Origin of the sequence: Bacillus chungangensis, assembly GCF_030812995.1 — a bacterium.
Taxonomy (GTDB): Bacteria; Bacillota; Bacilli; order Bacillales; family Bacillaceae_C; genus Bacillus_CF; species Bacillus_CF chungangensis.
Genome location: NZ_JAUSTT010000003.1, coordinates 128,915 through 152,848 on the forward strand (window position 1 = coordinate 128,915; position 23,934 = coordinate 152,848).

A 23,934-nucleotide genomic window follows, 5' to 3' on the forward strand; every position below is an offset into this window, starting at 1 on the left:
CCATTTACATTACTTTTTATGATTGTCTGCAAAATCTGCCATCACATCACGCATAAATGTAGCTAAGCCGCTGCCAAATCTGTCTATACTCTTTGTGAACCGTTCATCGTCTACATACATTTGGCCTAATCCTTTGAATGCTTCAAGTGAGTAATTGCCTATTGTATTCAAAAAATCATACCATTCTTTGATCACCGCTTGCGCCTCATCTGATTTAGATGAGCCATGACGAAGTGACGCTAGTTTTTTATAGATGACATTCATTTTCTTTGTCATGGCATCTTGTTCATGTTGAGACATGTTCGCTATTTTTGCGTTGGCATTGTCGACAGCTTCATCTCCCCAACGTTCACGTGCTTCTTGTTCATATTGAGGATAACGAAAGTCGAAACCTTCAAACTTTTCTTTGTTCGTCATTCGAATCTCTCCTTTCTTATGTTGAATCGTCTTATCAATCGTGGCAATCATTTTATCAAGTCGACTGCGTTTCTCAAGCAGCATTTTTCGATGCAGTATGAGTGCCTCTTCACGATCAAAAGAAGGACAACAAACAATTTCTTTAATTTTCTTTAAAGGGAAGTCAAGTTCTTTAAAAAATAAGATTTGCTGCAGCGTCTCAAGATTATCATTGGAGTAAATGCGATAGCCAGCCTCGGTTGTCTTCTCTGGGATCAATAAGCCAATTTCATCATAATGATGTAATGTACGAACGCTAATGCCGACTAAATCAGCAACTTCCTTCACTCTCATTTATTTATCCTCCCTTCAACAATAACGATAAACTATCACGCAACGTAAGAGTCAATAATAAAAATAAGGTGAAACTTCCATCAGCGGGTTTTTCTCATCCCCCATTTAAAGGATCTCAAGCTAAAAGCGCGACGTCCTGTCGCAAACGCTTGAGTGACCTACGCCCTGTAGGCCTGAACCAATCGGACATTTGACTTTCAGTTTCCCCCACCTAGCGCTTCTGATTCCTCTTACTCTTGAGGTGGGGGGCTTACTGCCAGTTCGATGTGGGATAAAATTTTTTTCGTCATTTTTTCTTATCATGTTTCATTCTTGGTATCTTAATTATTTTTTAAATAGGTTGACTATTTATAAAATATTGATTATACTCAAATAAAGTCAATAGGCAATTCTGTATATTAACAAATGAATAAAATGATCTTATCAAGAGAGGCGGAGGGACTGACCCAAAGAAGCCTCAGCAACCAGCAATTGATTGCATGGTGCTAATTTCAGATGAATACTTTTGTATTCTAAAGATGAGACTGATATAGCTTGCATATGTGTGTGCCCTTCTCTCATCTTTATTGAGGGAAGGGCTTTTTGCTTTTCAAGAAATAGGAATGGGATTCGCCCAGAATTTTTTCAGTGATTTTAATTTTACACGAAAAGGAGATGGTTGCATGACAACCGCCATGAAAGAAGCAAAGCCCTCACTAGGGGAAGTGAAAGTTCAAATAAGCAAAATAATCGACCTTGTCATCCGTCCAAATGCTGACCGGATTGACCGGGAAGGAGAATTTCCAAGCGAAAACCTCAAAGCACTTGGTGAAGCAGGATGGAACAGTATTTTACTACCGAAAGAATTAGGCGGCCTTGCGCTTGATTATTTTGCCTACGGTCTCGTTGTCCGCGAGATAGCGAAAGCCTGCCCTTCGACTGCACTGGTCTACACGATGAATATCGGCGCAACGCTTATTATTTATGGTTACGGTAATGAAGATCAATGGCACAGATGGCTGAAACCGCTCCGTGAAGGAAAAATCGGAACGATCGCCAACAGTGAGAGGGCCACTGGGGGACAGCATTGGCTGAGCGAAAGCAGAGCTAAATATACAGACGGCGGCTATTTATTGAATTTCGAAAAGTCCTTTGCAACCAGCAGCGGCTATGCCAACTTTTATGTCGTTCAAACAAGATCACCAAAGTCGGAAGTTTATTCGGATCTCTCTTATTTCATTGTCGATGCCAAGCAGGATGGGATTGAGACTGGGACATGGGATGCTTTAGGCGTACGCGGAAATCATAGTTCTCCCATAAGTTTAAACAACATTTTTGTTGACCAGCGCGACTTGATCGGAGAAGAAGGAACGGGAAAAAGAATTGTGGAAAACAGCAATGCTTATATTTTCGGTCTGGGATGCGCCTGGACCGGGACAGCCATCGGAATCTTCAATGAGGCGGTCGCTTTCGCAGCCAAAGCTTCTGGAAAACACCAAGTCGTCAGAAACCAGCTTGCTTCAGCGAAGATTTTGATTGACAGTTTATGTGCCTGGCAGAATGATATTGCTTCCAGGTTGAATAACTGGTATCAATCAGGCCAGCCCCTACCGGACGAACTGAGGACAACGCTTTTCGAATTTAAAGTCCATGCTTCGGAAACCGCCAATCAGGTGGCACAGATCTCAATGGATGTTGCGGGCGGGTTCGGTTATAAAAAAGGAACATTGGAGCGGCTGTACCGTGATTCGCGTGCAGGAATTGTGATGGGTCCTTCCAACAACCTTGCCAGGGAACTGATCGGGAAGCAAATTGTCGGAATTGATACATCACTTTGGCCGGAAAAAAACGAACAATAAAGGAGATATGGAAAAATGATAGGAAAACGAATTTTACTAAACGCTTTTGTCATGAATTGCCCGGGCAACCAGTCGCCGGGACTATGGGCACACCCGGAAGACCGTTCGCACTGCTACAAAGATCTCAACCACTGGATTGAACTTGCGAAAACGCTGGAAGCAGCCAATTTTGATGCTGTATTCCTAGCGGATGTACTGGGACCATATGACGTTTATAAAGGAAACCGTGACGCATGCCTTCGCCAGGCAGTGCAATCACCGATCAATGACCCGCTTCTGGTTATCCCTGCCATGGCTTCTGTAACAGAGCATCTCGGATTCGGCGTGACGGCTTCGGTCACACATGAACATCCGTATACATTCGCCCGCCGCATGTCGACATTGGATCACCTGACAAAAGGACGTGTAGGCTGGAACATCGTTACTTCGTATTTGAAAAGTGCTTCCATCAATATCGGCCTGAAGGAACAGGTCGAGCATGACGAGCGCTATAACATCGCCGAAGAATATTTGGAAGTATGCTATAAGCTGTGGGAAGGAAGCTGGGAAGATGACGCCATCGTAAGGGATATTGAGAAAAAAATGTTTGTTGATCCGGACAAAGTGCATGATATTAAGCACATAGGCGATTATTTTACAGTTCCAGGCGCACACTTATGCGAACCTTCACCTCAAAGGACACCTGTAATATACCAAGCGGGCCTATCATCCAGGGGAAGTGCTTTCGCCGCTAAGCATGCTGAAGGTGTATATGTCTCAATGCCAACTATTCCCATCGCCAAAAAATACGTTGAGAAGATACGCAGCCAAGCGGAAACATACGGAAGAAAACCAAAGGAAATCAAAATATTCTGCTTGTTCACACCAATTGTTGGAAAAACCCAGGAAGAAGCGGATGCAAAATACGAAGATTATAAAAAACATATCAGCAGAGAAGGTGCATTAAGCCTGTTCAGCGGCTGGACAGGGATCGACCTTTCCCATTTCGATCCAAACGAAAACCTTCAGTTTGTCGAAAATGATTCCATGCGCTCACGGGTGGAAATTTTTACGAAAGCTGATCCAGACAGACAATGGACAATTAATGAAATAGCTGAATTCGTGGGACTTGGCGGCATCGGCCCTGTCGTAGCCGGCACCCCGGAAGCGATCGCTGACGAAATGGAAAAATGGATTGATGAAGCAGGTGTGGATGGTTTCAATATCACGTATGCGGTTATGCCGGGATCATTCGAAGAATTTGCCGAACTCGTCATCCCAGTTTTGCAAGAGCGTGGATTATTAAGAGAGGACGGAGCAAGCAAAACATTGCGCAACAATTTATTCGGTGACGGCGACCAGTTGGCCGACCATCACCCAGGCAAGCAATTTTCCTGGAAGCTGCAAGCTGCATCTCAGTAAGTACTTGGGAAAGACAGTAAAAAAGATTCGGACGAGACGACATTTTGCCATTCGAATCGTAAGGACAGTAAAAATGGGGTGGTGAAAATTGCGGCTGGCCTATTTATGTAAATGTGAAGAAAAATCCACTATCTACGCTCAACGTAAAGTTGAAGTAGAAAGTGTGTTCGGTCAGAGAAAGGACAATCGGTCGTTCCGCAGGTTTTCTTTACGAGGACTCACAAATTGTATGTCGAGTTTGGGATTGTAGCATTAGCCCACAACTTACTAAAAGTAGCAGGGCTTCGCCTTGCCACTTTTATAAAAAAATCTCCATTTAAAAAAGCAGCTAAGAAAAATTGTTTCATTTTTCTTAGCTGCTTTAGTTTTAAGGACTTATCAGACAGCCCCTTTTTAATGTTAATACAAAAAATAATTCATAATATCTTATCTTTTATTTAGCTGATTTCGTATTATAACAACAATGATACTGTTTTATACCTTACTTTATTTTAAATCAAATAATGATACAAAAATAAGTTAATCACTTCATTAACCTATTCCCTGATAAATTTCCACATCTCCTGTCTTAAGTTTACTCTAGTATATTGATTGTATCATGAAAATTATATTTATTAATCAATAATCCTTTTCGTTCTTATTTTACATAATATCTCTTATACTAATATCAATCAGAGTAGTATCTAAGTTATAGCAAGTGATCATCTTATCTGCAAGCAGATATGTTCCTTGGTCGTCTGTAGAGAAAAAGGTTGAAGACGCTATGACAGTCACTAGAGATAAAATAAAAAAAAGGTACTTAGTTTTCATCTAATACATCTCCCTCTCTGATCTTTTTTCTTGCTTGTATACTCTTCTCGTAATAAAAGTTAGCTTCTTTGTACCGTTCCATTTGATTAAGATATTGTGCAGCTTCTAAAGCCAATTCTTCAACAGCAGCATATATTTTTTTTGATTCTAGATAGTCAAATGCATTTTTAACCAAAATATCAGCTTCCGTATCTAAAAATACCCCTTTTAATATATGAAGTCGGGCAATATACTCTTCATCATTTAAGGATTTTGCACTATCGATACCTCGCACATAAAATGTATTTGCTTCTTCATATTTTTTTTGTTTTAAGCGAACATACATCAAGTTAAACAGCACTTTTGGTACATACGAAGAGTTTTCATGTTCAAAAATGACTAAAGCTTTCTTCATTTGTTCAAAAGCTTTTGAAAATTCTTTTAGATAAAAATAGCAATTTCCTAGATTAAAATAAGCGGAAGCCTTCAAATGATTATTTTTAATTTCTTTCGCATCTTCTACAGCATTTAATAGATTATTTAATGCATCATTGTATCGAAAAGTTTCAACCCAATTTCCTGCAATAATAAATTCACAAAAAATTTTTTTCTCTAATAATGTTTCATGGGCTTTAAATGTTTCAAGGGCAAGAGAAGCATAATTCATGGAGAGATAATGTTGATTAATATAATAGTAAATTTCAGCGAGTTTATAATAAAACTCAGCTTTTTCCACTTCATCATCAACAGCAGCAACTTTTTTTTCGGCAATTTTATAGTATGTGATCGCTTCAACAAAATTTTTTCTTTTAAACTCGTACATTCCTTTGAAAAACCAAAAATAATATTCGATCATATCATCTAATTGGCTATTTTCAATTTCCTCTTTTTTCTTCTCTAGTATCGTTAAAGAGTGATTGATGCCTTCAGCAGAATGAGGTTTTAAATAACTCAGCATAATCTGATGTCGAAAGTCCAATAAAGAATAATACAGCAATACTTTTTGGTTTTCTTCCATGTCATTAAGATCGGCCTCTATTTCAGATTTAATGAACTCAGCTTCAGTAACATTATTTTTCCGAATTAAAGAATACCAATCATTAAGCTTTTCAGTTACTATTTCGGAACGAATCTTTTGTTTCACAAACCATCCCCCTTTCACTCCTAATTTATCATATTATGTAAAATTTTGCAATTAAATCACGGTGAGTTATTTTAAATAAAATAACTATTTTCTTCAAATTAATATATGATTTTTGCAATGATACGGACATATCAAATCATCTCCTTATTCTAATAATAATGATACGTACATCAAAATACATAAACATTTTAGAGTAATGATTATGTATTTTGGTGAATTATGACACTTTTCACAGCTTCTATCCAAATGTCTCGATAATTTAATTTGAATCCCATTAGCATAAAATTGCTAATATTATCCAGAACCATTGCAAGCATATGAGCTTTAGCCTCTGTTTGTTCAGGTAAAACAACACCTAGCTCCATCCCTTTCATTAAAAGGTTCGAGAAACCGTTTAAAAAATCTGCTTGCATATCCATTAATCGCTGCTGATATTTCTGATTGCGTCCAACAGTTAAAACAAATTCATTTAATACTCGTAAAACATGTTGATCTTCGTCATGTTCCGCTAACATATTTAAACCTTCTTTAATAAGCAATTCCTCAAAATTGTGTACTGTATATTGATCTGGAGAGAAATAATAAGAGAAATAAAAATCGGAAAAAATTTCTTCAAAAAGAAAGTCAATTAACGCCTCTTTAGAAGAGAAATGGTAATAAATTGCAGGTTTAGATATTCCGACTTCATTGGCAATCATGGATAAACTTGTTTTTTCGATTCCATGCTCTGCAAAAAGCTTGAAAGCTGCTTCTACTATGTTTTGAGATGTTTTATTTTTCTTTGTCATCTCTGCTCCTCCTTGTATTGTAATTTAATGAAACAATGAATATTTCTCCAACGAACAAAAATTTTAAAGGCAATCTACGCTATCATTACCTACCGATAAGTAAATCGTATAATAAAAAGATGGTGATAGGCAACTATTTTATTGAATTTTACATTATTTCATGACATTAAAAAAACCTAATTCCTTAGGTTTTTTAAGTATCTTTATTCTTCCTATTATCTATATTTTTCCGATATATCATATGATTAACCCAATTTTCCCTAAAACCTATTTGGCTATCACATTTGTTTTTTCTTCCTTTATTTTTTTCGCAAATGATCTAGGAGTAAGTCGATGATACGCTATTAATTCGCCATTAAAAACTACATTGAACACGCCATACGGTGTTGGTGCCATTTCCATCATTTTATTTCGATCATTCATTTCGATTATATCAGGTTGAATTCCTGCCGACTTCGCTGCTTCAAGAACATTCTTCGTTGCAACTTCAAGATATGGACATTGGTTTGTACGAATGATGGTTAAGCCATCACCAAATCTTCTCAGCCTCTCATCCCAATTATTTGGGAAATAAGGATCTGGAGCATCATCAAATTTATATGCGTAAAGATCAAAAGAATAAGGACCTTGTTCCACGAGTTTAAAATGATTTCTAATAAATATATCACTGCTAGGAGCCCAACTAGTATCACAATTCGTAAGAACAACAACTCCATGCTTATTTTGTTTTTTCGCATCCTCTATACATTGATGAATAAGAGAAGAGCCCAATCCTTGTCCAGGATGACCAATCCATAAGCAGTGAATAACGAAGTAATTATCAGCATGAATCACTCTCCATGACTCTTCGGCAGGAGCATATTCGATAAAACCTACTGACTTCTGATCTTTTTGTAAGAGCAAATATGTTAGCCCCTGAGAAAATTTTTCTTTCATCCAATTTTCTTTTTGTTTATAACCATCGGATTTCTTCATACTTCTTAGGCAATAAAGCCCCTTTTTTTGTATATTATCTTCATTTAATTCAACAAGCTGTACATTATCCATCCTTTTCCCCTACCCTTTAAACAATATTAGTCTTCCAATAACTCTGTAAGCAATTTTTCAAATTTATTCGTACTCATGATTTCATGAGTAATAAATTCTCCATTATAAAATAACCCAAAAGTTGGCCAAATAGCAGGGGAGTTTTGCGCCTCTTCTTTTGTTGTCAATCGATGAGCATGAAAAGCGACTCCTTTATTTTCTGCAGCTTTTCTGAGGTCTTCTATCATCCCAACAGCAAAGGGACATTGGGCTGTATAATAAATGGAGATGCCTTTTTCAGCCACAGTAGAATATTTCACTTGTTTTTTAAATGAAGGAACAGCTGCTTGGTCATTCCACTGTAAGGCAACTAGTTGAAAATAAGGGGCTGCCCAATCTTTTAACTCAAATCCCATATGTTCAAAGAAACGTTTATCGCTTAGATAAGGATATTTTTTCTCTCCAACAATATGAACGATCCCATCCATCCCCCTAGCCATCGCATCTTCTTTGCATTTGGCTAACAATTGTTTTGCATGTTCATTATTTTTATATTTTCCTGAAACCCAAAGACAATTAATAAACATATAATTAGGCGCTTCAATAGGGGCCCAGGCCATCTCGGCAGGCAAATATTCGATAAATACTTTTGCACGCTCGTTTAAACGATAAAAAACTAATCCTTCATTTATACGCTCTGTTAGCCATTTCTTCTTCTCTTTCACTGCCTGCACATATTGTTTAGCACCTAAAGCACAGCATATATGCTCATTTTCAATATTGTCTTTTGTTATTTGAATGTACTCCAAAATTTTTCACCTTCTTATGCTCTAGTATTGGCTATCCGTTCTTATTAAATATACGATTTGTACATAAAATACTCTGAACAAAATTCATCCTTATCTTTTCCTTTCACATTGTAGATTAAGATACGCTCGTAATCATTATAAGGAGAAAACCTTGACAACATCATGTCAAGATTATCAAAAATCAAAATGTTTCATCTGCCTTTATACAGAATATTTATTATTCAATCTCATTGTGTTTTCACTATTCTCCTATCGATCATTTCATCATGTAGAAAATAAGAGGAAATGATATCTAGATACACTTTGACAGCTTTCATTTATTTGAAAAGAATTGAAATTGCACTATATACCAATAAGACTGCCATTATGATATTAAACTGTTGTCTATACTGTAATAAGAGCCTTTGAAAAATCGAACCAAATAAACTCCAACTAAATGTACTCATTAAACCAACAATTCCTAAAAGTGAGAAACCAAAGTAGGTGAAATAGGAAGTGTAATAGGGAAGAATGAAAGTTGCTACGACTGTAATGCCGAAAAGAATTTTCTTGGATTAACAAATTGCAACAACGTACCTAGTGAACTACTCACCACTTATCACCTTGCGGTCTGATTGAAGTGGGAGCTTCTTGGGAACTAGATACTTTTGTTAGCTATCTATATTTACCAAGCTATAAGGGTAGTCCCTACCCCTAGAGAAAATACCAACTACATGGCGAGTTTCAGCAAATTTTTACTTGCATTTACGTCTCTATCGTGATGGCTATTACATTTTGGACAAGTCCACTCACGAAGATTTAGGTTTTTTTCTTCTTTTTTTTGGTAGTCACATTCAGAACATATTTGACTATTTGCATAATTTTTAGGAGCGATGATCAAATCACGACCTTTCCACTCTGCTTTGTAGTCAAGATATTCTCTGAATTTAGACCAAGATACTTCGCTGATTGCTTTGGCTAGTTTATGATTTTTTTGCATATTCTTCACTTTCAAGTCTTCAATCACAATCACTTGGTTTTCGTTTGTGACTTCATTACTTATTTTATGAAGAAAATCATTGCGTTGATTCGCTATCTTTTCATGAAGTTTAGCAACTTGCAGTCTAGCTTTCTCTCTATTCTTAGAGCCTTTCTTTTTTCGTGACAAAGAACGTTGCAGAAATGCTAATCTCTTTTCAGCTTTTCTCAACCATTTAGGATTTTCATACTTTTTGCCATTAGACAATACTGCAAAGTCTTTTAGACCAACATCAATTCCGACTTTTGCATCTAGTTTTGGAAGTAATTGTTGATTTTCTTTTACTAATACAGAAGCGAAATATTTATTTGTAGGTGTTTTAGAAATGGTTACAGACTTAATCAAGCCAAAAAATTGTCTGTGTTGTTTTATTTTCACAAGTGTTTTTAGTTTTGGTAGTTTTATACAGCTATTCTCAATATATATTGTTCCTTTTTGATTGTTTGTTGTGTAGCTATGATGATTACCTTTTTTACTTTTGAATTTCGGGAATCCAATAGATTTGTCACGAAAGAAATTGGCATATGCTTTGTTCAGATTCATTTGAGCATTGGCCAAAGCCAAGCTATCCACTTCCTTTAGAAACGGAAATTCAGCTTTGTATTGAGCAGGTGTAGGAAATTTGATAGACTTATCAATCTTTTCTTGAGATTCCTTATACGAATCCATTCTATCAGAAAGCATTTTGTTATATACAAAACGTACACAACCAAATGTTCTTGCGAAAAATATTTTTTGTTCTTCGTTTGGATATATCCGATATTTATATGCTTTCAACATTTTCTACACCTACTTTCTGCCTTATTTTTCAATGTACTGCTTGATTGTTTCTACAGAAGTACCGCCTCTAGTAAACCAAAACATTTCTTTCCAAAGTTTTTTGCGAACAATGGGAAAGTCACGTTTTATTAGAAGAGAACCTGCACGCTTATACACATTTAGAAACTTTGATCACTCACTATTCGGATGTGCCTGAAACATGCACATGGTTTTTATAGTGCTATCAAACTCCATATTGTATATCTAATCATAGAACAATCTTTTGGCTTACGCCAACCGAAAATTCATCTCCCACTTTCATTGGGCTATGCCCTTCACATTTAGAAGTGGGAGAATTCTTTTCGGAGATCCAGTTAAACAGGTATTGTTCCTGTTCATCTATCCTTCTCTTTTATCTCTTTATTAAGAATTAATTTAGTCTTTTGATTGGTGCTCGAAGATAGATAGACTGGCTTCTTAGCGCAAGTCAATCGTAAATTTCAAGTCCTCTCGTATCTCCATTTGGCCAAAATCGTACGTCACTATACGATATTTTTTATTTGCTTCTAGTGCTTCAAAAACCATCGTAAATTCATTTGGTTTTTGTTCATCCTTTATCATTTTATTAACGATTACTTCGATCATTTCTCCCTGTTCGTCTTCTATATAAAGAGATTCTCCTTGCGTATAAGGTGCTATCCCTTCAGCATTGAATGTAACCGTAGTCTGATTATTTTCTGATTTTATGTCCTGTATAATGAGTTTGCCTACTTTACCTTGAGGAAGTTCAATTGGATAGACGCCATCTATGGTTTTACTTATTTTTTGCGCTTTCTTTCCTTCCCAAGTCGTTGTTCCATCTCCACCTGAGGAAGAAATCTTAGCAGGGATAATAGTTAATGATTTTGGTACATGGTTCATTTTTACATAACTCATTTGGACATTAAAATCTAATTCAGTAGAGGAGCCTCCACCTAGACCATTAGGTATTAACTCTACTCCCTTATCATCGAAAGCAAGCCAATAATCATATTCAAACATGCTGTCAGGCAAATTCATTTTTTCTTTGTATTTTCCATTTAAATTGATATAAGTACCAATAGGAGAAAATACAACCTTATCTACCGTACATCACTGTCTGGAAATTCTACCTTCGTATTAGGGTGAAAGACTGTACTATTTTGAGAGATTTCTTCTTTTGAGACACATTGTTTTGTTTAAAAAGCCTCCGTTTATAGTCGATCGCTCTGTATTTTGATATTGCAGCAATCCAATATTTAAAATTTCCTTTTCCTTCATCCAAACTTTCAATATTATTCCATACTAACAAGAAGACATCATTACTGCATTCCTCAATGTATTGAAGATACAAGCCTGTATTGAGAACATTTCCGACAATTTTAAAAACGAGATTGCTATAATGGTCGATAATAAAATCGAGCGCTTTTGTATTTCCGTTTTTTATTTCTTTTATAAAGTTATGATCATCTATCTTCATTTTTCCACCCCCTAAAAAAGCCTCTCACTATATAGTACGAGAGAAGCATTCGTTTTCTGACGTTGGTTTTCATTTTAGAGAAAAAGCGAGAAAAGGAAGCAAAGCGGTTTCTATTTGTGAAGTACGTTTCAAGAGGAGCCATAAAGCCGAGAAGTTTAGAATGCAAGTCCTTAAAGCGCAGGCTGATGCTGTAAACGCATAATCGGGTAAGGATTTATTTACTGAATAACTCGAGACTTGCATTATATATAGAAGTAATCGATAAAGGGGTTCTTTTATAACGTTGTTAATCTAATACGCATCTCCCCAATTTTTTTACGTTCATTAAACTGGGAAGATGCGAAAATACTTTCATTTCACTTAAAAATGAAATATGCGTACAAACTCATTTTTGAATTTGGCAGAAAAGAGAAACATGCCTGTAAGGGTTAACAGGGCATATAAAGCTGTAATGGCACTGGCCCATATTGAATTGGAGATGCCGATGAGGTAGAGTATGATCGGAATAAAGCCTAAAAAAATCATCACCATGATATACTTCACATATTCGTACCAGCGTATTTTTTTGATGCCGATAATAACAGTAATCAGCAGCGTTGCTGCGATAACCAAAATAGGAATGACAATATTAACAGACCACTTATGAAATCCACAAAGCATGTCTATTAAAAAAAGCATGCTCGACATCCCAACAACTTGCAACAATATTTTATTTGCAATATGTTTTTTTGAAAATATCGTACTATTTAACAATAGAAAAAGATAAAGAACCGGTCCCACTACATATAAAAACCACAAATTCCCTGCATTAATAATCAAGTTGAAAAACAAACAAATACTAATAACCGCTATCGATAAAAACAAAGACAAATGAAAAAGTAAATTCTTCGATGGTTTTGTTTTTTTCACCTCGTAAGAAGGATACCATGCGTTTCTTGAAGATTGTGGGTTACCACCAATTGTTTCATAGCATAAAGGGCATTGCTGTCCATTTATATGCTCGAGAATAACACCACATTGATTACATTTGCTCATCTAGACTGCCCCCAATTATTTGAATAAACGCTAATATCGATGCCTGCACGTTTTGTAAGAAAGTGGAAAAAATATCTAATGATATCTGCTTCAACAATAGAACGTGAGAATGTAATAGTTAATCGATCATTTACTGTGCATATGCCACAGTTTATAGGGCTTTTCTCCGTCGGATACAAAACAGCTTCCATACTATCAATATATTTCCTCATAGATTCGGGTAATTTTATATTTCCAAGGTTAGAAACAGTGATCGTTTTTAGATTTTCACCAAAACTTTCAAAACCATGGCGCATCGCAATATATTTAATAAAGACAGGAACAAATCTTGCTGCTAGTATTTTTTCATATTTAATATTCCTTGCGATCCCTTCATACAAATATTCCTTTTTCGTTTTTTCTTTTAATTGTACCGATACTTCCTTTGCTAAACTTTCAAAAGTTGGCTTATTTGAAACATTCATACCTACATTTACGACAGTGAAAAAATTACGCATTGTTTTTGACGGAAACATGTTTCGCAAATTCACAGGTATCGCTATCTTTATGGGGTTATGAATCGTTTCATATTTCATCATCTGTGAATAGATAGCATATAATAGAATGGAAGTTAAATATTCCGTTATTGTTTGATTGTTTTGCTTTGCAGCTCTATAAAGCTGTGATGCACTAACCACTCCGTGAATAACGTTATTTCCAACAGGTTCAAACGGTGTCCCTTTAATATGAAAAGCTTTCGGTTCCTTTAATCTTTTCGATCCAACATGTTGGTAATATTTTTTGAAACTGTCTTCTATTTCATAGTTGCTTGGCATTTCATTCGGCAGCATAATAAGACCTTCTCCTTCTATGTTCTTGCCAAGAAGACATAAATACTGATATACCAATGTTTTTAAAAATTCTACAGCACCAGTCCCATCTGTAAGAGAATGGAATATCTCTACTGAAATTCGACGATGAAAGTATAACACTCTAACAAGATAACCATTGTTTGATGCAGCATCTATTCGATAACATGGAAATTTGGTTTCTTTTTGGATGAATAATTTATTTTCATTTGCACTTAGAAAGTCCCAAAAAACGCCTTGATGCAGCTCTACTGCTAATGTAGGAAATCTTTTGATGACAAGATCAACAGCCTCTTGCAACCGTTTGGCGTTAACTGGCTCATTCATTATCATTGAAACTCGGAAAACTGACGTATTTGCTCCTTTTGCAACTGCTCGAAATATTTTTCCTGCATGGTCAATTTTGTACCATCTATCCATTTTCCTCTCCCTCTCATACCTATGCCTGATTCGTTGAAGGTCTATCTACAAATGTTTTGTCTACTCGTGCTGCCAGTTGATGATAATTAATAAGTGCACCTTCATTAGTGATATGGACGGAAAGTCAAAACACTCTTTATTTCATCAATTGCATCTACCAATAATAAAAAAGCATACATTCATTATATTCACTAGATTCAATTCAAAAAAGGGTAAATGGCAATAAATTATCGTTTGCTATATCACATTCTAAAGATAAAAACATTTCAGAGTCACGATGACATGATACGTTTTTTAGATAAAAAAATGTAAGTATAAATCAATTTTTTTTTCTAACCATATCTCTAAAGCTATTCTATCTGATAGAGTAATATTAACGAAAGCTACTCTATCTGTCAAAGTAATTTTTTTAAATGTATACACCTTACAACTTCATGATGAAGTTGTAATCTACACACATAAACAAAAAAGACATTCCAGTTTGGAATGCCCTTTTATTCTATATCCCTTCTCTATATCAATATCCGTTTTATATGAAGTTTCATTTGTTCTCATTTGATTATTTTATCTTTAAGAATTATTTCGTAAATAGTGGAAGCTTCTCTAAAAAAAGAATGTCGTCTCTATTTGCTGCTTCACCCTCAGCCAAGATTGCAGCCTTTGCCCTGACGTCACCGCCAGCTTTCGTAATCAATGCTTCTAATGCTTGAATGGAATGGCCTGTACTAATTACATCATCTACAATCGCAATCCTTTTTCCTTTCACCGCTTCCACATCCTGCTGGTCTAAACATAACAATTGCTTTTTTTGTGTTGTTATCGAAGTGACCTCACTCACTAATGGAGAGTCCATATATGGTTTGATGCTTTTTCTTGCAACAATATAGGACTTCATACCAAGTACTTTTGATAGTTCATAAATTAAGGGAATTCCTTTCGCTTCTGCGGTAACAAGTACGTCTACAGGCGGCAATTTTTTTGCTAACATTGGTGCCGTTTTGCTTACCAGCTCTGTATCTCCTAAAATGACAAAACTCGCTATGCTTAAATGTTCATCAATTGGAATGATCGGAAGCTCACGAGTCAAACCTGCAACTTTTAAAGTATAAGTATCCATTTCATTTTCCTCCTTAAAATCCAAATATGCTTATTAGAGCTTGCAGCAATACTCCAGCGAGCATCCCTAAAAATGGATCAGTAATTGCTGTTACAACCATTGTAATCCCGCCAACAACGCCTGAAGATGCATCTCCAGCAGTTAAGGCTGCTGTCGCATTACCAGGTACTGTCACAATCGCTCCAAGAACAAATAAAAAACCTGAAATGGATGCAGTAGGAATAAGCTTGCCGATCTTAGGTAGTAAACCTGATAATAAAATAATAGCCATTAACACCATCATCAAAACACCTGACCATACTGGGTGAGGAGCACTGGAAGTAGCGGAAATGACGATTTCTACCGGTCCGCCGCCAAAATAAGCAGATACCATATCGGCGATACTGCTGATTACAGTTAAAACATCCACATTGACATCTGTTTGTGCGATTTCTCCATTGATTTTCCCAAATGCAATGTTCGCTCCAATATTTAAACAGACCATAGCTAAAGCGCCCCGAATAACAAAAGGGTTTAAAATAAGTTTTTGCTTAATAAACGATTCCTTCTTGTCCATGATAGTCTTTTCATTTGACTTGTTTTTATTTACAAAATAGGAAACAAGGCTTGATAATATAACAGATGCAGTAATAGTATATACTAAATCTTTTGTAGCCATATACACAATGAGGCCGGTAATAAATGAACTGATGCCGGCTGGCTTGTCTGCTTTCGACATATCCCAAGCTACTTTGGAGAGCATGATGCCTACTCCAGCCATCATACCATTGGTAACAACGGGGCCAATCCAATCAATGATCTTTTCCAACATGCCGAATACACCAATACAAAGCATCATCAAAGCTCCGAAAAAGATCATAGAAAGCCGTTCTCGCATATTCTTTCCCATCGTTCCTGCTACTGTTATTGTCTCCGCTTGAAAAGAAATAACAGCTACAGATCCTGTTACAGCATTCCCCGCAGCTCCCACCATAAATGCAAGGGCAGTAGGTACAGAAGCAAATCCAAACGCTAATGCTAATAATCCTTGCGGGAGGCCATTTAGAACACCGCTAAGTGCAGCCAGTATATCTTTTAAAATTTCCATGTTTCCTCTCCATTCCTTGCCGCACTTATCCCATTGTACAGTCATGGAAACAAGTATTTTTGGATAGAAAAAAGGCCGTCTAAAAAGAAGACGACCAGATTTAACAATCACAAAAATCTGCCGTCCATAGTAGAGTTATTTAAGGCAACTCCGTAGAGACTCCCAGACCATATTACTGGGAATATATGGGGCATTTATTATTGGATTATGATGAAACTACAATTTTAAAAATATCATACATTTCGACATTATACAACAAATTTTTCACTAGTTTTTATTGGTTAATGATTGTTCTAAAACATATCCAAATTGATATAATTCAGCTTCGTTCCCATGTTTGGCAATGAATTGTACGCCAATTGGCAACGCATTTTTCGACATGCCGCAAGGTATGGATAGAGATGGATTGCCGGTATAATTTGTTGGAGACGTTAATCTCAGCAGTGCATGCCGGACTGCTTCTCTTTGTCCATTTATTTGCACCTCTCTTTGACCAATATTTGTTGGTATCATTGGAATTGTTGGTGTGAGTAAAATATCAACTTGTTCAAAAGCTTGATTGTACTCATGTATTAATAGGCTTCTGTTCTTTTGTGATAAGACATATTCATATCCTTTTACTTTTTGGCTGGCTGCTAATCTTTCAAAAACTTCTGCATCAACATCTTCTTTGTGATTTCTAATTGTGTGTACATGGACAGCGGATGCCTCAGACTGAATAGTGATCGCTTGGGCTTCAACAATTTTTTCCATACAATCAATCTTTACTTCTTTTATTTCTACTTGTAAGTTCTCAAAGATTTTTATACATTGAGCAATTGCGGTTTTTACTTCTCCATCAATCGTATCAAAATAAAAAGATGGAATGCCTATAGATTTGCCTTTTACATCCATTCCGATTAATAAAGAGTAGTCTTGATCTTCAACTTTTAGTGAGTAAGCATCATCGGAATCATATCCAGCAATAGCATTTAATAACAAAGCATTATCTTTAATATTAGCTGTAATGGGGCCGATATGATCAAGCGTATATGCTAAACTAAATGCTCCCTTTTTACTAACCGCACCGAAAGTTGGCTTCATTCCCACGACACCACATACAGATGAAGGTATTCTAATAGAACCGCCTGTATCTGTTCCTAGAGAGCCGCTAACCATTCCTGCTGCTACTGCAGCTGCAGAGCCGCTACTTGAGCCGCCCGTTATTTTATCTAAATGATGTGGATTTCGACATGGTCCAAAATAAGAACGATCTCCGATTGGGCCGTATGCAAATTCATGTGTGTTCGTTTTTCCAATGATGATTGCGCCTGCATCTTTTAATTTTTTCACAACAGTCGCATCCAAATCTGGAACATAGTCTTTATATACTTTTGAACCCATCGTTGTTCGTATATTTTTTGTATATATTAAATCTTTTATTGCAATAGGAATCCCATGAAGCCTGCTTCTCACTTTCCCTTCCATTAATTCAAGTTCTAATTGCTTCGCGGCTTGTAAGGCTTCGCCATCAGAAATCGTAATAAATGAGTTGTTTTTACTATTTTCTTTAAAAATCTTTTCTAATGTTTTTTCTACTAATTCAATTGGTGATAGTTTTCTTTCTTTTATTAATGTTGATGTCGTTAATATATCCATCGAATGTTCATCTCCTACTTCATTACAGCGACAGCTTTCATACTTTTCTGGCCAGGTTTTACAAATATCATCGCGGCCATGCCAATTACTGAAGCGATTGCAGCAGCTACAAACATCGAGGAATAACCATAACTGATGACTAAGAAACCAGTTAATGTTGGTGCAATAATCGTTGCAGTATTCGTAATAAAGTGAGTAATTCCTCCGAATGTTCCTGCACGGCTCGGTTCTGTATCAATGATGACTGACCAATACACAGAGTTTGGCAATGAATTAAAAGCGTTACCAATACACATTAAAATCATGACTCCTACAATTGTATTTGCTGATGGAATCATCAAAAAACAAATTGCTGTGCAAAATAACGATACAACTGCCAATCCTGATCTCGCAATTCGTAAACTTCCTGTTTTCATTCGTAAATAATCCGAGATTTTACCACCTAAAAGTACAGTAAAACATGCGCCAATCCATGGAATCATGCCCAAATACCATAATGAAGATAATTGGAATCCAAATTCATCCTGTAAGTATTTAGGTGTCCATGTCAGCAATAAAAAATTAATATATTGAAAAGCAAAGTATCCTAAAGCATTGAATACTAATGTTGGATTTTGAAAGAAATGAAACCATTTAATATGTTTATCATGTTCGCTAATTAATTTTTCATCGGGCAATAAATCTTTCGTTGAACGAATTTTTTCAAGCTCTTCTTTTGAAACTTTTGGATGTTCTTCAGGTAAGTTTGTAAACATTTTAGACCATATAATGACCCAAACGATCCCTAAACTTCCTAAAAGAATAAACATTACTTTCCAACTTGTAATAGATAAAATGGCTACTGCTACAGGAGCTGTTAATAATGCTCCCAGCGGAGTCCCCAAAAGACCTAAAGAAACAGCAAAACCCCGTTCTTTCGGTGTTGCCCAGTTTGCATTCGTTTTATTAATCGTAGAAAACGTTGGCCCTTCAGCAAAACCAAACATAATACGAATAAATGCGAAGCCTGCGATAGCTGAGCCCCCAAATAGCGCCATACCGATTTCTCCGGCAAAAGCGGTTGCAATAACGAAAATCGACCAGCCTGTTCCAATGATAATCCAAACAAATTTTGGTCCTTTTTTATCAGCAAGTATTCCTCCAAAAAGTGCTCCAAATAAATAACCGTACCCAAAATAACCGAGTACTGCTCCCCACGCAATTGCACTAAATCCAAACTCTTCAATAATTTCTTTTTGAGCGTATGAAATAGCCCCACGGTCAATATAGTTAATAATAACCATAATTACCATCATAAACATGATTTTGTAGCGATAGTTATGCTGCATTGCAACCCTCTCCCCTTCTAAATCTACTAATTTATTTGCTAGAATAACTCATACTTTATACTCTTTCCACTATTAAAATGTTATTTTGAGGCCTGTTAGATTTAGAAATCTCTGCCTGCTTATTGTGCACCTATCTCATCTTCAACCATAACTATACGTTCTCATCATACAAACCTCCAGTAATCATTATCAATTCGCCCAATAAATATATTGCAATAAACGTGCCAAACTTTTTTCCTATACAGCGTGAAGCACGATTTCATTCAATGTTTAGCAATTTTTTTGAATCTATTTGAAATTTCAATGCCTTTATAGTAGACTATTTGTACATTTTATTTGCTTTTTTGCATATTTTTTATGCGTTTTTGCACAAATATGAAAAGGTGTGACATTTATTGTATAAAGATCTGTATTTATCTTTGGAATTAGCCTTTCACTCTCTATCATCTGGGTTTATCATTATTGATCGCAATGGCCTCATTCAATTTGTCAATCAAAAAGGAGCCGCACTATTAAATCTAGAAATGGATCAGGATGTGAAAGAATCAATTTACACATTCATGCCCGAAATAGATTTAAATTCTTTTTCTCAAGAAAAAAAATTAATCAACGAACTATTTATCGGTAATCGAAAGTTGATTTTCAATCATTCCCCCCTTTATTCAAACGGAGAACTATATGGTGTTGCCACCTTATTTGACGAAGAAAAATATTATGAAGTTCTCTTAAAAGAACTCGATTCTTATAAAAATTTAAGCCTTGATTTAAAAGCAATTTTTGATATATCCTATGATGTTATATATGTTTCAAATCATCAAGGTGTTACGCTTCGTGTCAGTTCAGCCTGTAAAGAATTATGGGGAAAGGAAGAAAAGGATTTAATCGGAAAAAGTGTATACGAACTAGAAAAATCCGGCATTTACAAGCCATCTATTACGAGGATCGTTTTGGAGAAAAAAGAAACTGTCTCTATGATGCAAACAACAAAAACTGGCAGAAGACTTATGGTAGTTGGCACTCCTATTAAAGACAAAGATGGAGAGATTATTAGAGTAGTTAATGCATCACGTGATATTACAGAGGTAAACCGCCTTCAAGCAAAATTAAACGAGATGAAACAATTAATGGAAGGATATAAACGAGAGCTAAATGATCTGCGCAATCGCGCAGATACAGAATCTCCACTTGTTTATCGGAGCATTGAAATGAAACGAGTCGTCTCCCTTGCTCAAAAAGTAGCAAGTGTTGATTCTACAGTTCTCATTTTAGGAGAAACTGGCGTTGGAAAGGAAGTCATTGCTAACTACATTCATAAATCAAGTCCACGTTCCGAGAAACCGTTTATTACGATCAGTTGTGGCTCCATCCCTGAAAATTTGCTCGAATCAGAGTTGTTTGGCTATGAAAAAGGAGCTTTTACCGGTGCAGTGAAACAAAAAATGGGCTTATTCGAACTGGCGAATGAAGGAACACTATTTCTCGATGAAATCGGAGAAATGCCGCTTCCGCTGCAAACGAAGCTGCTTCGCGTCATTCAAGAGCAAGAACTCGTTCATATCGGAGGAACAAAACCTATTAAAATTAATATTCGCTTGATCGCTGCAACAAATCGCGACCTATTGGAAGAGGTGCGAAGAGGTATGTTCCGAGAAGATCTATATTACCGTCTAAACGTCATTCCGATAAAAATACCTGCACTGCGTAATCGAACAGATGATATATTGCCGCTTGTCCTTCATTTTGTTGAGTTTTTCAATCAAAAATACATGCGTACAACAAAAATCTCTCATGCTACTCTTGAAGTTCTTCAACAATATGACTGGCCTGGCAACGTTCGCGAACTTCAAAATATTATCGAAAGGCTTGTCGTATTAACTGAAGAAGAGATCATCGACGTTTCTGAACTGGAAGGCTTTTTGTTTACTACAGTTGGGCGGCAGCAATCTGAAAACGTCATCGTCAACAACATCATTCCTCTCAAAGATTGCGTAGAAGAAGCCGAGAATCAGCTGCTAGAATTAGCTAAAAGAAAATACAAATCAACATCCAAAATCGCAGCTGTACTAGGAGTTAATCAGTCAACCATCAGCAGAAAATTACGGCGTTCTACAAAATAATGTGAAAATCGATCAGGGAACTTCTCTTATCCCCTTTATACAATGGACTTTTGGCAAGCTTGATTCCTCTCACTTGCAAGTTAAATGTGGATATATATTAAAGAAGCTGTAAAAGGGAAGAAAGAAGACTGCAAAAGTAAACTAACAGCCTTCTACTCTTAGCACACTTTTTCACACTTTCGCATATTATCAGCTGCAATGTTCCATGACCATTGCAGCTGATTTTCTCTTTAGCATTGTCAAAGATGACTGCTAGTGTATTGATCTGAATGTACAACAAAAGATAGTTTATCTAATGCATGATCAAGCCGAGATTGCGTCTGTTCATATGCATCTCCTTTTGCCATGATATAGCCTAAACGATGGTAAGCATTTCTTGGCAAGTAAACATGATCGCCGATTTTAGCATTGATCTTTATAGCTTCAATACCTGGAAGGTTCTGAATTTCTTCTCTTCCTTTTATATCTGCAAGAACACCTTCTTTTTCAGATACGAGAAATTGGATACCTGTTGAATATTGATAGTTGAACTTTGGTAGCTTCAATTTTCCGAGTGCTGATAAGATCTGTTTTTCTACCATATCTATCCCCGTCGAATGACGAATCAATTCTGGAATCATTCCGCCAGCAAGACGCGGGTTAATCTCTACTATTTTACTTCCTTGAGCAGTCAGCTTTACTTCGGTATGTGTTGCCCCATTTGTCATTCCGACGTATTTAAGCGCTTTTTCAACCGTCATCATTATTTCCTTCGATGTATCTAATGGAAGTGGAGCTGGGAAAAGATGACGATACTCGACAAAATAAGGAATGCCTGTTAAGCTTTTTTGTGTAATGCCTATACAGGACATTTCTCCTTGACAACCTAACATTTCAACGCTCACTTCTGGACCTTCAACATATTCTTCGATCAGAACAGTTTGGGCTGTGTCCTGTCCTCTTACATTCTTTTCTACTGATAAAATTTCATTGATCATTTCGTATATTTCATCTAGCGTATAGCAAAGGCGTACTAAGTTAGAGCCACTATCATCTGCCGGCTTCACAATGCATGGGAGGCCAACCTTTTCTGCTACATTGTCAGCATCAGCAATAGATCGCACAATCATAAACTTAGGTTGTCCAATACCTGCTTCCGCCAAATGCAAACGGGTTGCAACCTTATCCCTGCAAGTACGTATAGCGTTTGGAGTATTTCCAGGCAAACCATATTCAGCAGCTAAATGTGCAGCCGTTTCCAAATAAAAATCACTTGTCGTTAAAATACCAGCAACTTTCTTCATATCTATCGTTTTTTCTATCGTTTGCTTTAATAGATCAATTGAATTAGTATCTGCTAAGACAACTTCTGTTCCTGTCTCTTCTAATCCGATATATCGTTCAGGCTTGTTGGTAAAGAAAATCGGTCTATATCCTAAAGCTTGTGCTTTCTTTAAAGCTAGCATCCCTGTCCCAGTCGTATTCGATTCAACGAAGATGAAGTGATTTTTCACGGATAGCCTCTCCTTTCAACAATGAATAGGACCAATTTTTGACTACTGTGTTGTATGGAACTTGTTGCGGAGACTGAGGCAGCCGTAACTCATTTACGTTATTTTGCAAGCGATATTCTTCATTGTAGATTGTATGAACATATCGATCTCCTCGGTCTGGAAAAATGGCAACAATTTTTGTCTGATCCGATACTTGGCTGCTCAGCCAGCGTGCTACTGCATATACAGAGCCTGAGCTGTTGCCAGCAAATATTTTTTCTTTTCGAGCGAGCTCTAAAGTTGCCGCAAATGCTTCTTCATCATTTAACCAATGTACTTCATCTATAATGTTATGTTTCACATTTAGTGGAACTAAACTATTTCCTAAACCTCCCTGCAATCTTTTCGGATAATCAGGCTGACCAAAAATAGCACTGCCAACACAATCAACTGCTACCACTTTTAAGTTTGGATTCCTCTCTTTTAACGCAGAGGCAGTTCCACTCAAAGAACCGCCGCTACCAACTGAAGCAACTAGAATATCCACTGATTCTATCGCTTCTATTAGTTCATCAGCTAATTCTCTATAAGCTAATGGATTATATGGGTTTTCATATTGACGGGGCCAAAATGCATTAGGAAATTGTTTCATGAGATCAGCTAGCTTTTCTAAGCGGGCGCTTTGCCACCCATGACTCGTCATTTTATTTACTACGTGCACTTTGCACCCCATTGCCTCTAATTTTTTAAAAGTAATGTCATCAATACGAGGATCAGTCACAATATGCACTTCATGCCCTAAGTATGTTCCTACAAGTGCTACCCCTGCTGCCATCGTTCCTGACGAGCTTTCGATAATAGGGGCGTCATCCTTTAATTCTCCAGTTTGTTTTGCATTCAAAATAATTGTTTTTGCGGTTCGATCTTTCATTCCAAACGGGTTTAACAGTTCCAGTTTCGCAAATACACTTCCTTTAGCTTGAGCATCTAATCTCAGCTTGACTAATGGTGTTTTTCCGATCGCATCAATGATATCTTGTCGGAGCATCTAC

19 protein-coding genes, 4 pseudogenes and 2 riboswitches are annotated in these 23,934 nt (G+C 36.6%); of the genes and pseudogenes, 4 read left to right on the forward strand and 19 right to left on the reverse strand.

Annotation, left to right across the window (positions count from 1 at the left end; translation table 11 throughout):
* Positions 1-9: 9 nt before the first annotated feature.
* Positions 10-750, reverse strand: a complete 741-nt coding sequence (locus tag J2S08_RS03695) for a MerR family transcriptional regulator (protein WP_307226787.1) — start codon at positions 748-750, stop codon at positions 10-12.
* 417 nt (positions 751-1,167) lie between these two features.
* A riboswitch (SAM riboswitch) is annotated at positions 1,168-1,275 on the forward strand.
* 137 nt (positions 1,276-1,412) lie between these two features.
* Here J2S08_RS03695 and J2S08_RS03700 point away from each other — a divergent pair.
* The 3 genes and pseudogenes from J2S08_RS03700 to J2S08_RS22725 all read left to right on the forward strand — a co-directional run.
* Positions 1,413-2,588, forward strand: coding sequence for an acyl-CoA dehydrogenase family protein (locus tag J2S08_RS03700; protein ID WP_307226789.1), 1,176 nt, complete (start codon positions 1,413-1,415; stop codon positions 2,586-2,588).
* 15 nt (positions 2,589-2,603) lie between these two features.
* Positions 2,604-3,989 (forward strand): LLM class flavin-dependent oxidoreductase, encoded by a 1,386-nt coding sequence (locus J2S08_RS03705; RefSeq protein ID WP_307226791.1) that lies wholly within the window; start codon positions 2,604-2,606, stop codon positions 3,987-3,989.
* A 115-nt stretch (positions 3,990-4,104) separates the two neighbouring features.
* Positions 4,105-4,262 (forward strand): annotated as a pseudogene (locus J2S08_RS22725) (transposase); the annotation flags it as partial.
* Positions 4,263-4,631: 369 nt separating this feature from the next.
* Here J2S08_RS22725 and J2S08_RS03715 read toward each other — a convergent pair.
* The 16 genes and pseudogenes from J2S08_RS03715 to J2S08_RS03790 form a co-directional block, all read right to left on the reverse strand.
* Entirely contained in the window at positions 4,632-4,799 is a 168-nt protein-coding gene (locus J2S08_RS03715; protein WP_307226793.1) for a hypothetical protein, read from the reverse strand.
* On the reverse strand, positions 4,789-5,922 hold the full coding sequence (locus J2S08_RS03720) for a Rap family tetratricopeptide repeat protein (RefSeq protein WP_307226795.1): 1,134 nt from the start codon (positions 5,920-5,922) through the stop codon (positions 4,789-4,791). The genes J2S08_RS03715 and J2S08_RS03720 overlap by 11 nt, the downstream gene beginning before the upstream one ends.
* Positions 5,923-6,122: 200 nt before the next feature.
* Positions 6,123-6,710, reverse strand: a complete 588-nt coding sequence (locus tag J2S08_RS03725; protein ID WP_307226797.1) for a TetR/AcrR family transcriptional regulator — start codon at positions 6,708-6,710, stop codon at positions 6,123-6,125.
* A gap of 267 nt (positions 6,711-6,977) precedes the next feature.
* A complete protein-coding gene (locus J2S08_RS03730; protein WP_307226799.1) occupies positions 6,978-7,757 on the reverse strand; it encodes a GNAT family N-acetyltransferase in 780 nt (259 codons plus the stop codon).
* Positions 7,758-7,783: 26 nt separating this feature from the next.
* Complete coding sequence (locus J2S08_RS03735) at positions 7,784-8,545, reverse strand: GNAT family N-acetyltransferase (RefSeq protein ID WP_307226800.1); 762 nt, start codon at positions 8,543-8,545, stop codon at positions 7,784-7,786.
* A 317-nt stretch (positions 8,546-8,862) separates the two neighbouring features.
* Positions 8,863-9,125: pseudogene (locus J2S08_RS03740) on the reverse strand (LysE family translocator); the annotation flags it as partial.
* Positions 9,126-9,254: 129 nt separating this feature from the next.
* Positions 9,255-10,343, reverse strand: coding sequence for an IS200/IS605 family element RNA-guided endonuclease TnpB (tnpB, locus tag J2S08_RS03745; RefSeq protein WP_307226802.1), 1,089 nt, complete (start codon positions 10,341-10,343; stop codon positions 9,255-9,257).
* A gap of 21 nt (positions 10,344-10,364) precedes the next feature.
* Positions 10,365-10,544: pseudogene (locus J2S08_RS03750) on the reverse strand (transposase); the annotation flags it as partial.
* A gap of 255 nt (positions 10,545-10,799) precedes the next feature.
* Positions 10,800-11,438 (reverse strand): annotated as a pseudogene (locus J2S08_RS03755) (DUF5643 domain-containing protein); the annotation flags it as partial.
* Between the two features lie 31 nt (positions 11,439-11,469).
* Positions 11,470-11,820 carry a sigma factor gene (locus tag J2S08_RS03760; protein ID WP_307226804.1) on the reverse strand — a complete coding sequence of 117 codons (351 nt, stop codon included), beginning with the start codon at positions 11,818-11,820 and terminating at the stop codon, positions 11,470-11,472.
* A 360-nt stretch (positions 11,821-12,180) separates the two neighbouring features.
* A complete protein-coding gene (locus tag J2S08_RS03765) occupies positions 12,181-12,855 on the reverse strand; it encodes a DUF6320 domain-containing protein (protein WP_307226806.1) in 675 nt (224 codons plus the stop codon).
* Positions 12,852-14,123, reverse strand: a complete 1,272-nt coding sequence (locus J2S08_RS03770; protein WP_307226808.1) for an alcohol acetyltransferase — start codon at positions 14,121-14,123, stop codon at positions 12,852-12,854. The genes J2S08_RS03765 and J2S08_RS03770 overlap by 4 nt, the downstream gene beginning before the upstream one ends.
* A gap of 577 nt (positions 14,124-14,700) precedes the next feature.
* Positions 14,701-15,240 (reverse strand): phosphoribosyltransferase family protein, encoded by a 540-nt coding sequence (locus J2S08_RS03775; RefSeq protein WP_307226809.1) that lies wholly within the window; start codon positions 15,238-15,240, stop codon positions 14,701-14,703.
* A 13-nt stretch (positions 15,241-15,253) separates the two neighbouring features.
* Entirely contained in the window at positions 15,254-16,327 is a 1,074-nt protein-coding gene (locus J2S08_RS03780) for an NCS2 family permease (protein WP_307226811.1), read from the reverse strand.
* Positions 16,328-16,432: 105 nt separating this feature from the next.
* Positions 16,433-16,536, reverse strand: a riboswitch (purine riboswitch).
* 58 nt (positions 16,537-16,594) lie between these two features.
* Positions 16,595-17,965 (reverse strand): amidase, encoded by a 1,371-nt coding sequence (locus J2S08_RS03785; protein WP_307226813.1) that lies wholly within the window; start codon positions 17,963-17,965, stop codon positions 16,595-16,597.
* 14 nt (positions 17,966-17,979) lie between these two features.
* Positions 17,980-19,293: an MFS transporter gene (locus J2S08_RS03790; protein WP_307226815.1), complete on the reverse strand. Its 1,314-nt coding sequence runs from the start codon at positions 19,291-19,293 to the stop codon at positions 17,980-17,982.
* A 395-nt stretch (positions 19,294-19,688) separates the two neighbouring features.
* Between J2S08_RS03790 and J2S08_RS03795 the strand changes: the two genes are divergently transcribed.
* Complete coding sequence (locus J2S08_RS03795) at positions 19,689-21,410, forward strand: sigma 54-interacting transcriptional regulator (RefSeq protein ID WP_307226817.1); 1,722 nt, start codon at positions 19,689-19,691, stop codon at positions 21,408-21,410.
* 239 nt (positions 21,411-21,649) lie between these two features.
* On the opposite strand, the gene J2S08_RS03800 is transcribed toward J2S08_RS03795, so the two are convergent.
* Together J2S08_RS03800 and J2S08_RS03805 are read right to left on the reverse strand one after the other, a co-directional pair.
* Complete coding sequence (locus J2S08_RS03800) at positions 21,650-22,903, reverse strand: ATP-grasp domain-containing protein (protein ID WP_307226820.1); 1,254 nt, start codon at positions 22,901-22,903, stop codon at positions 21,650-21,652.
* The gene (locus J2S08_RS03805) at positions 22,878-23,930 is read right to left on the reverse strand and encodes a PLP-dependent cysteine synthase family protein (RefSeq protein ID WP_307226822.1); all 1,053 of its coding nucleotides are present in this window, start codon (positions 23,928-23,930) and stop codon (positions 22,878-22,880) included. Before J2S08_RS03805 ends, J2S08_RS03800 begins: the two co-directional genes overlap by 26 nt.
* Between the last annotated feature and the right edge of the window lie 4 nt (positions 23,931-23,934).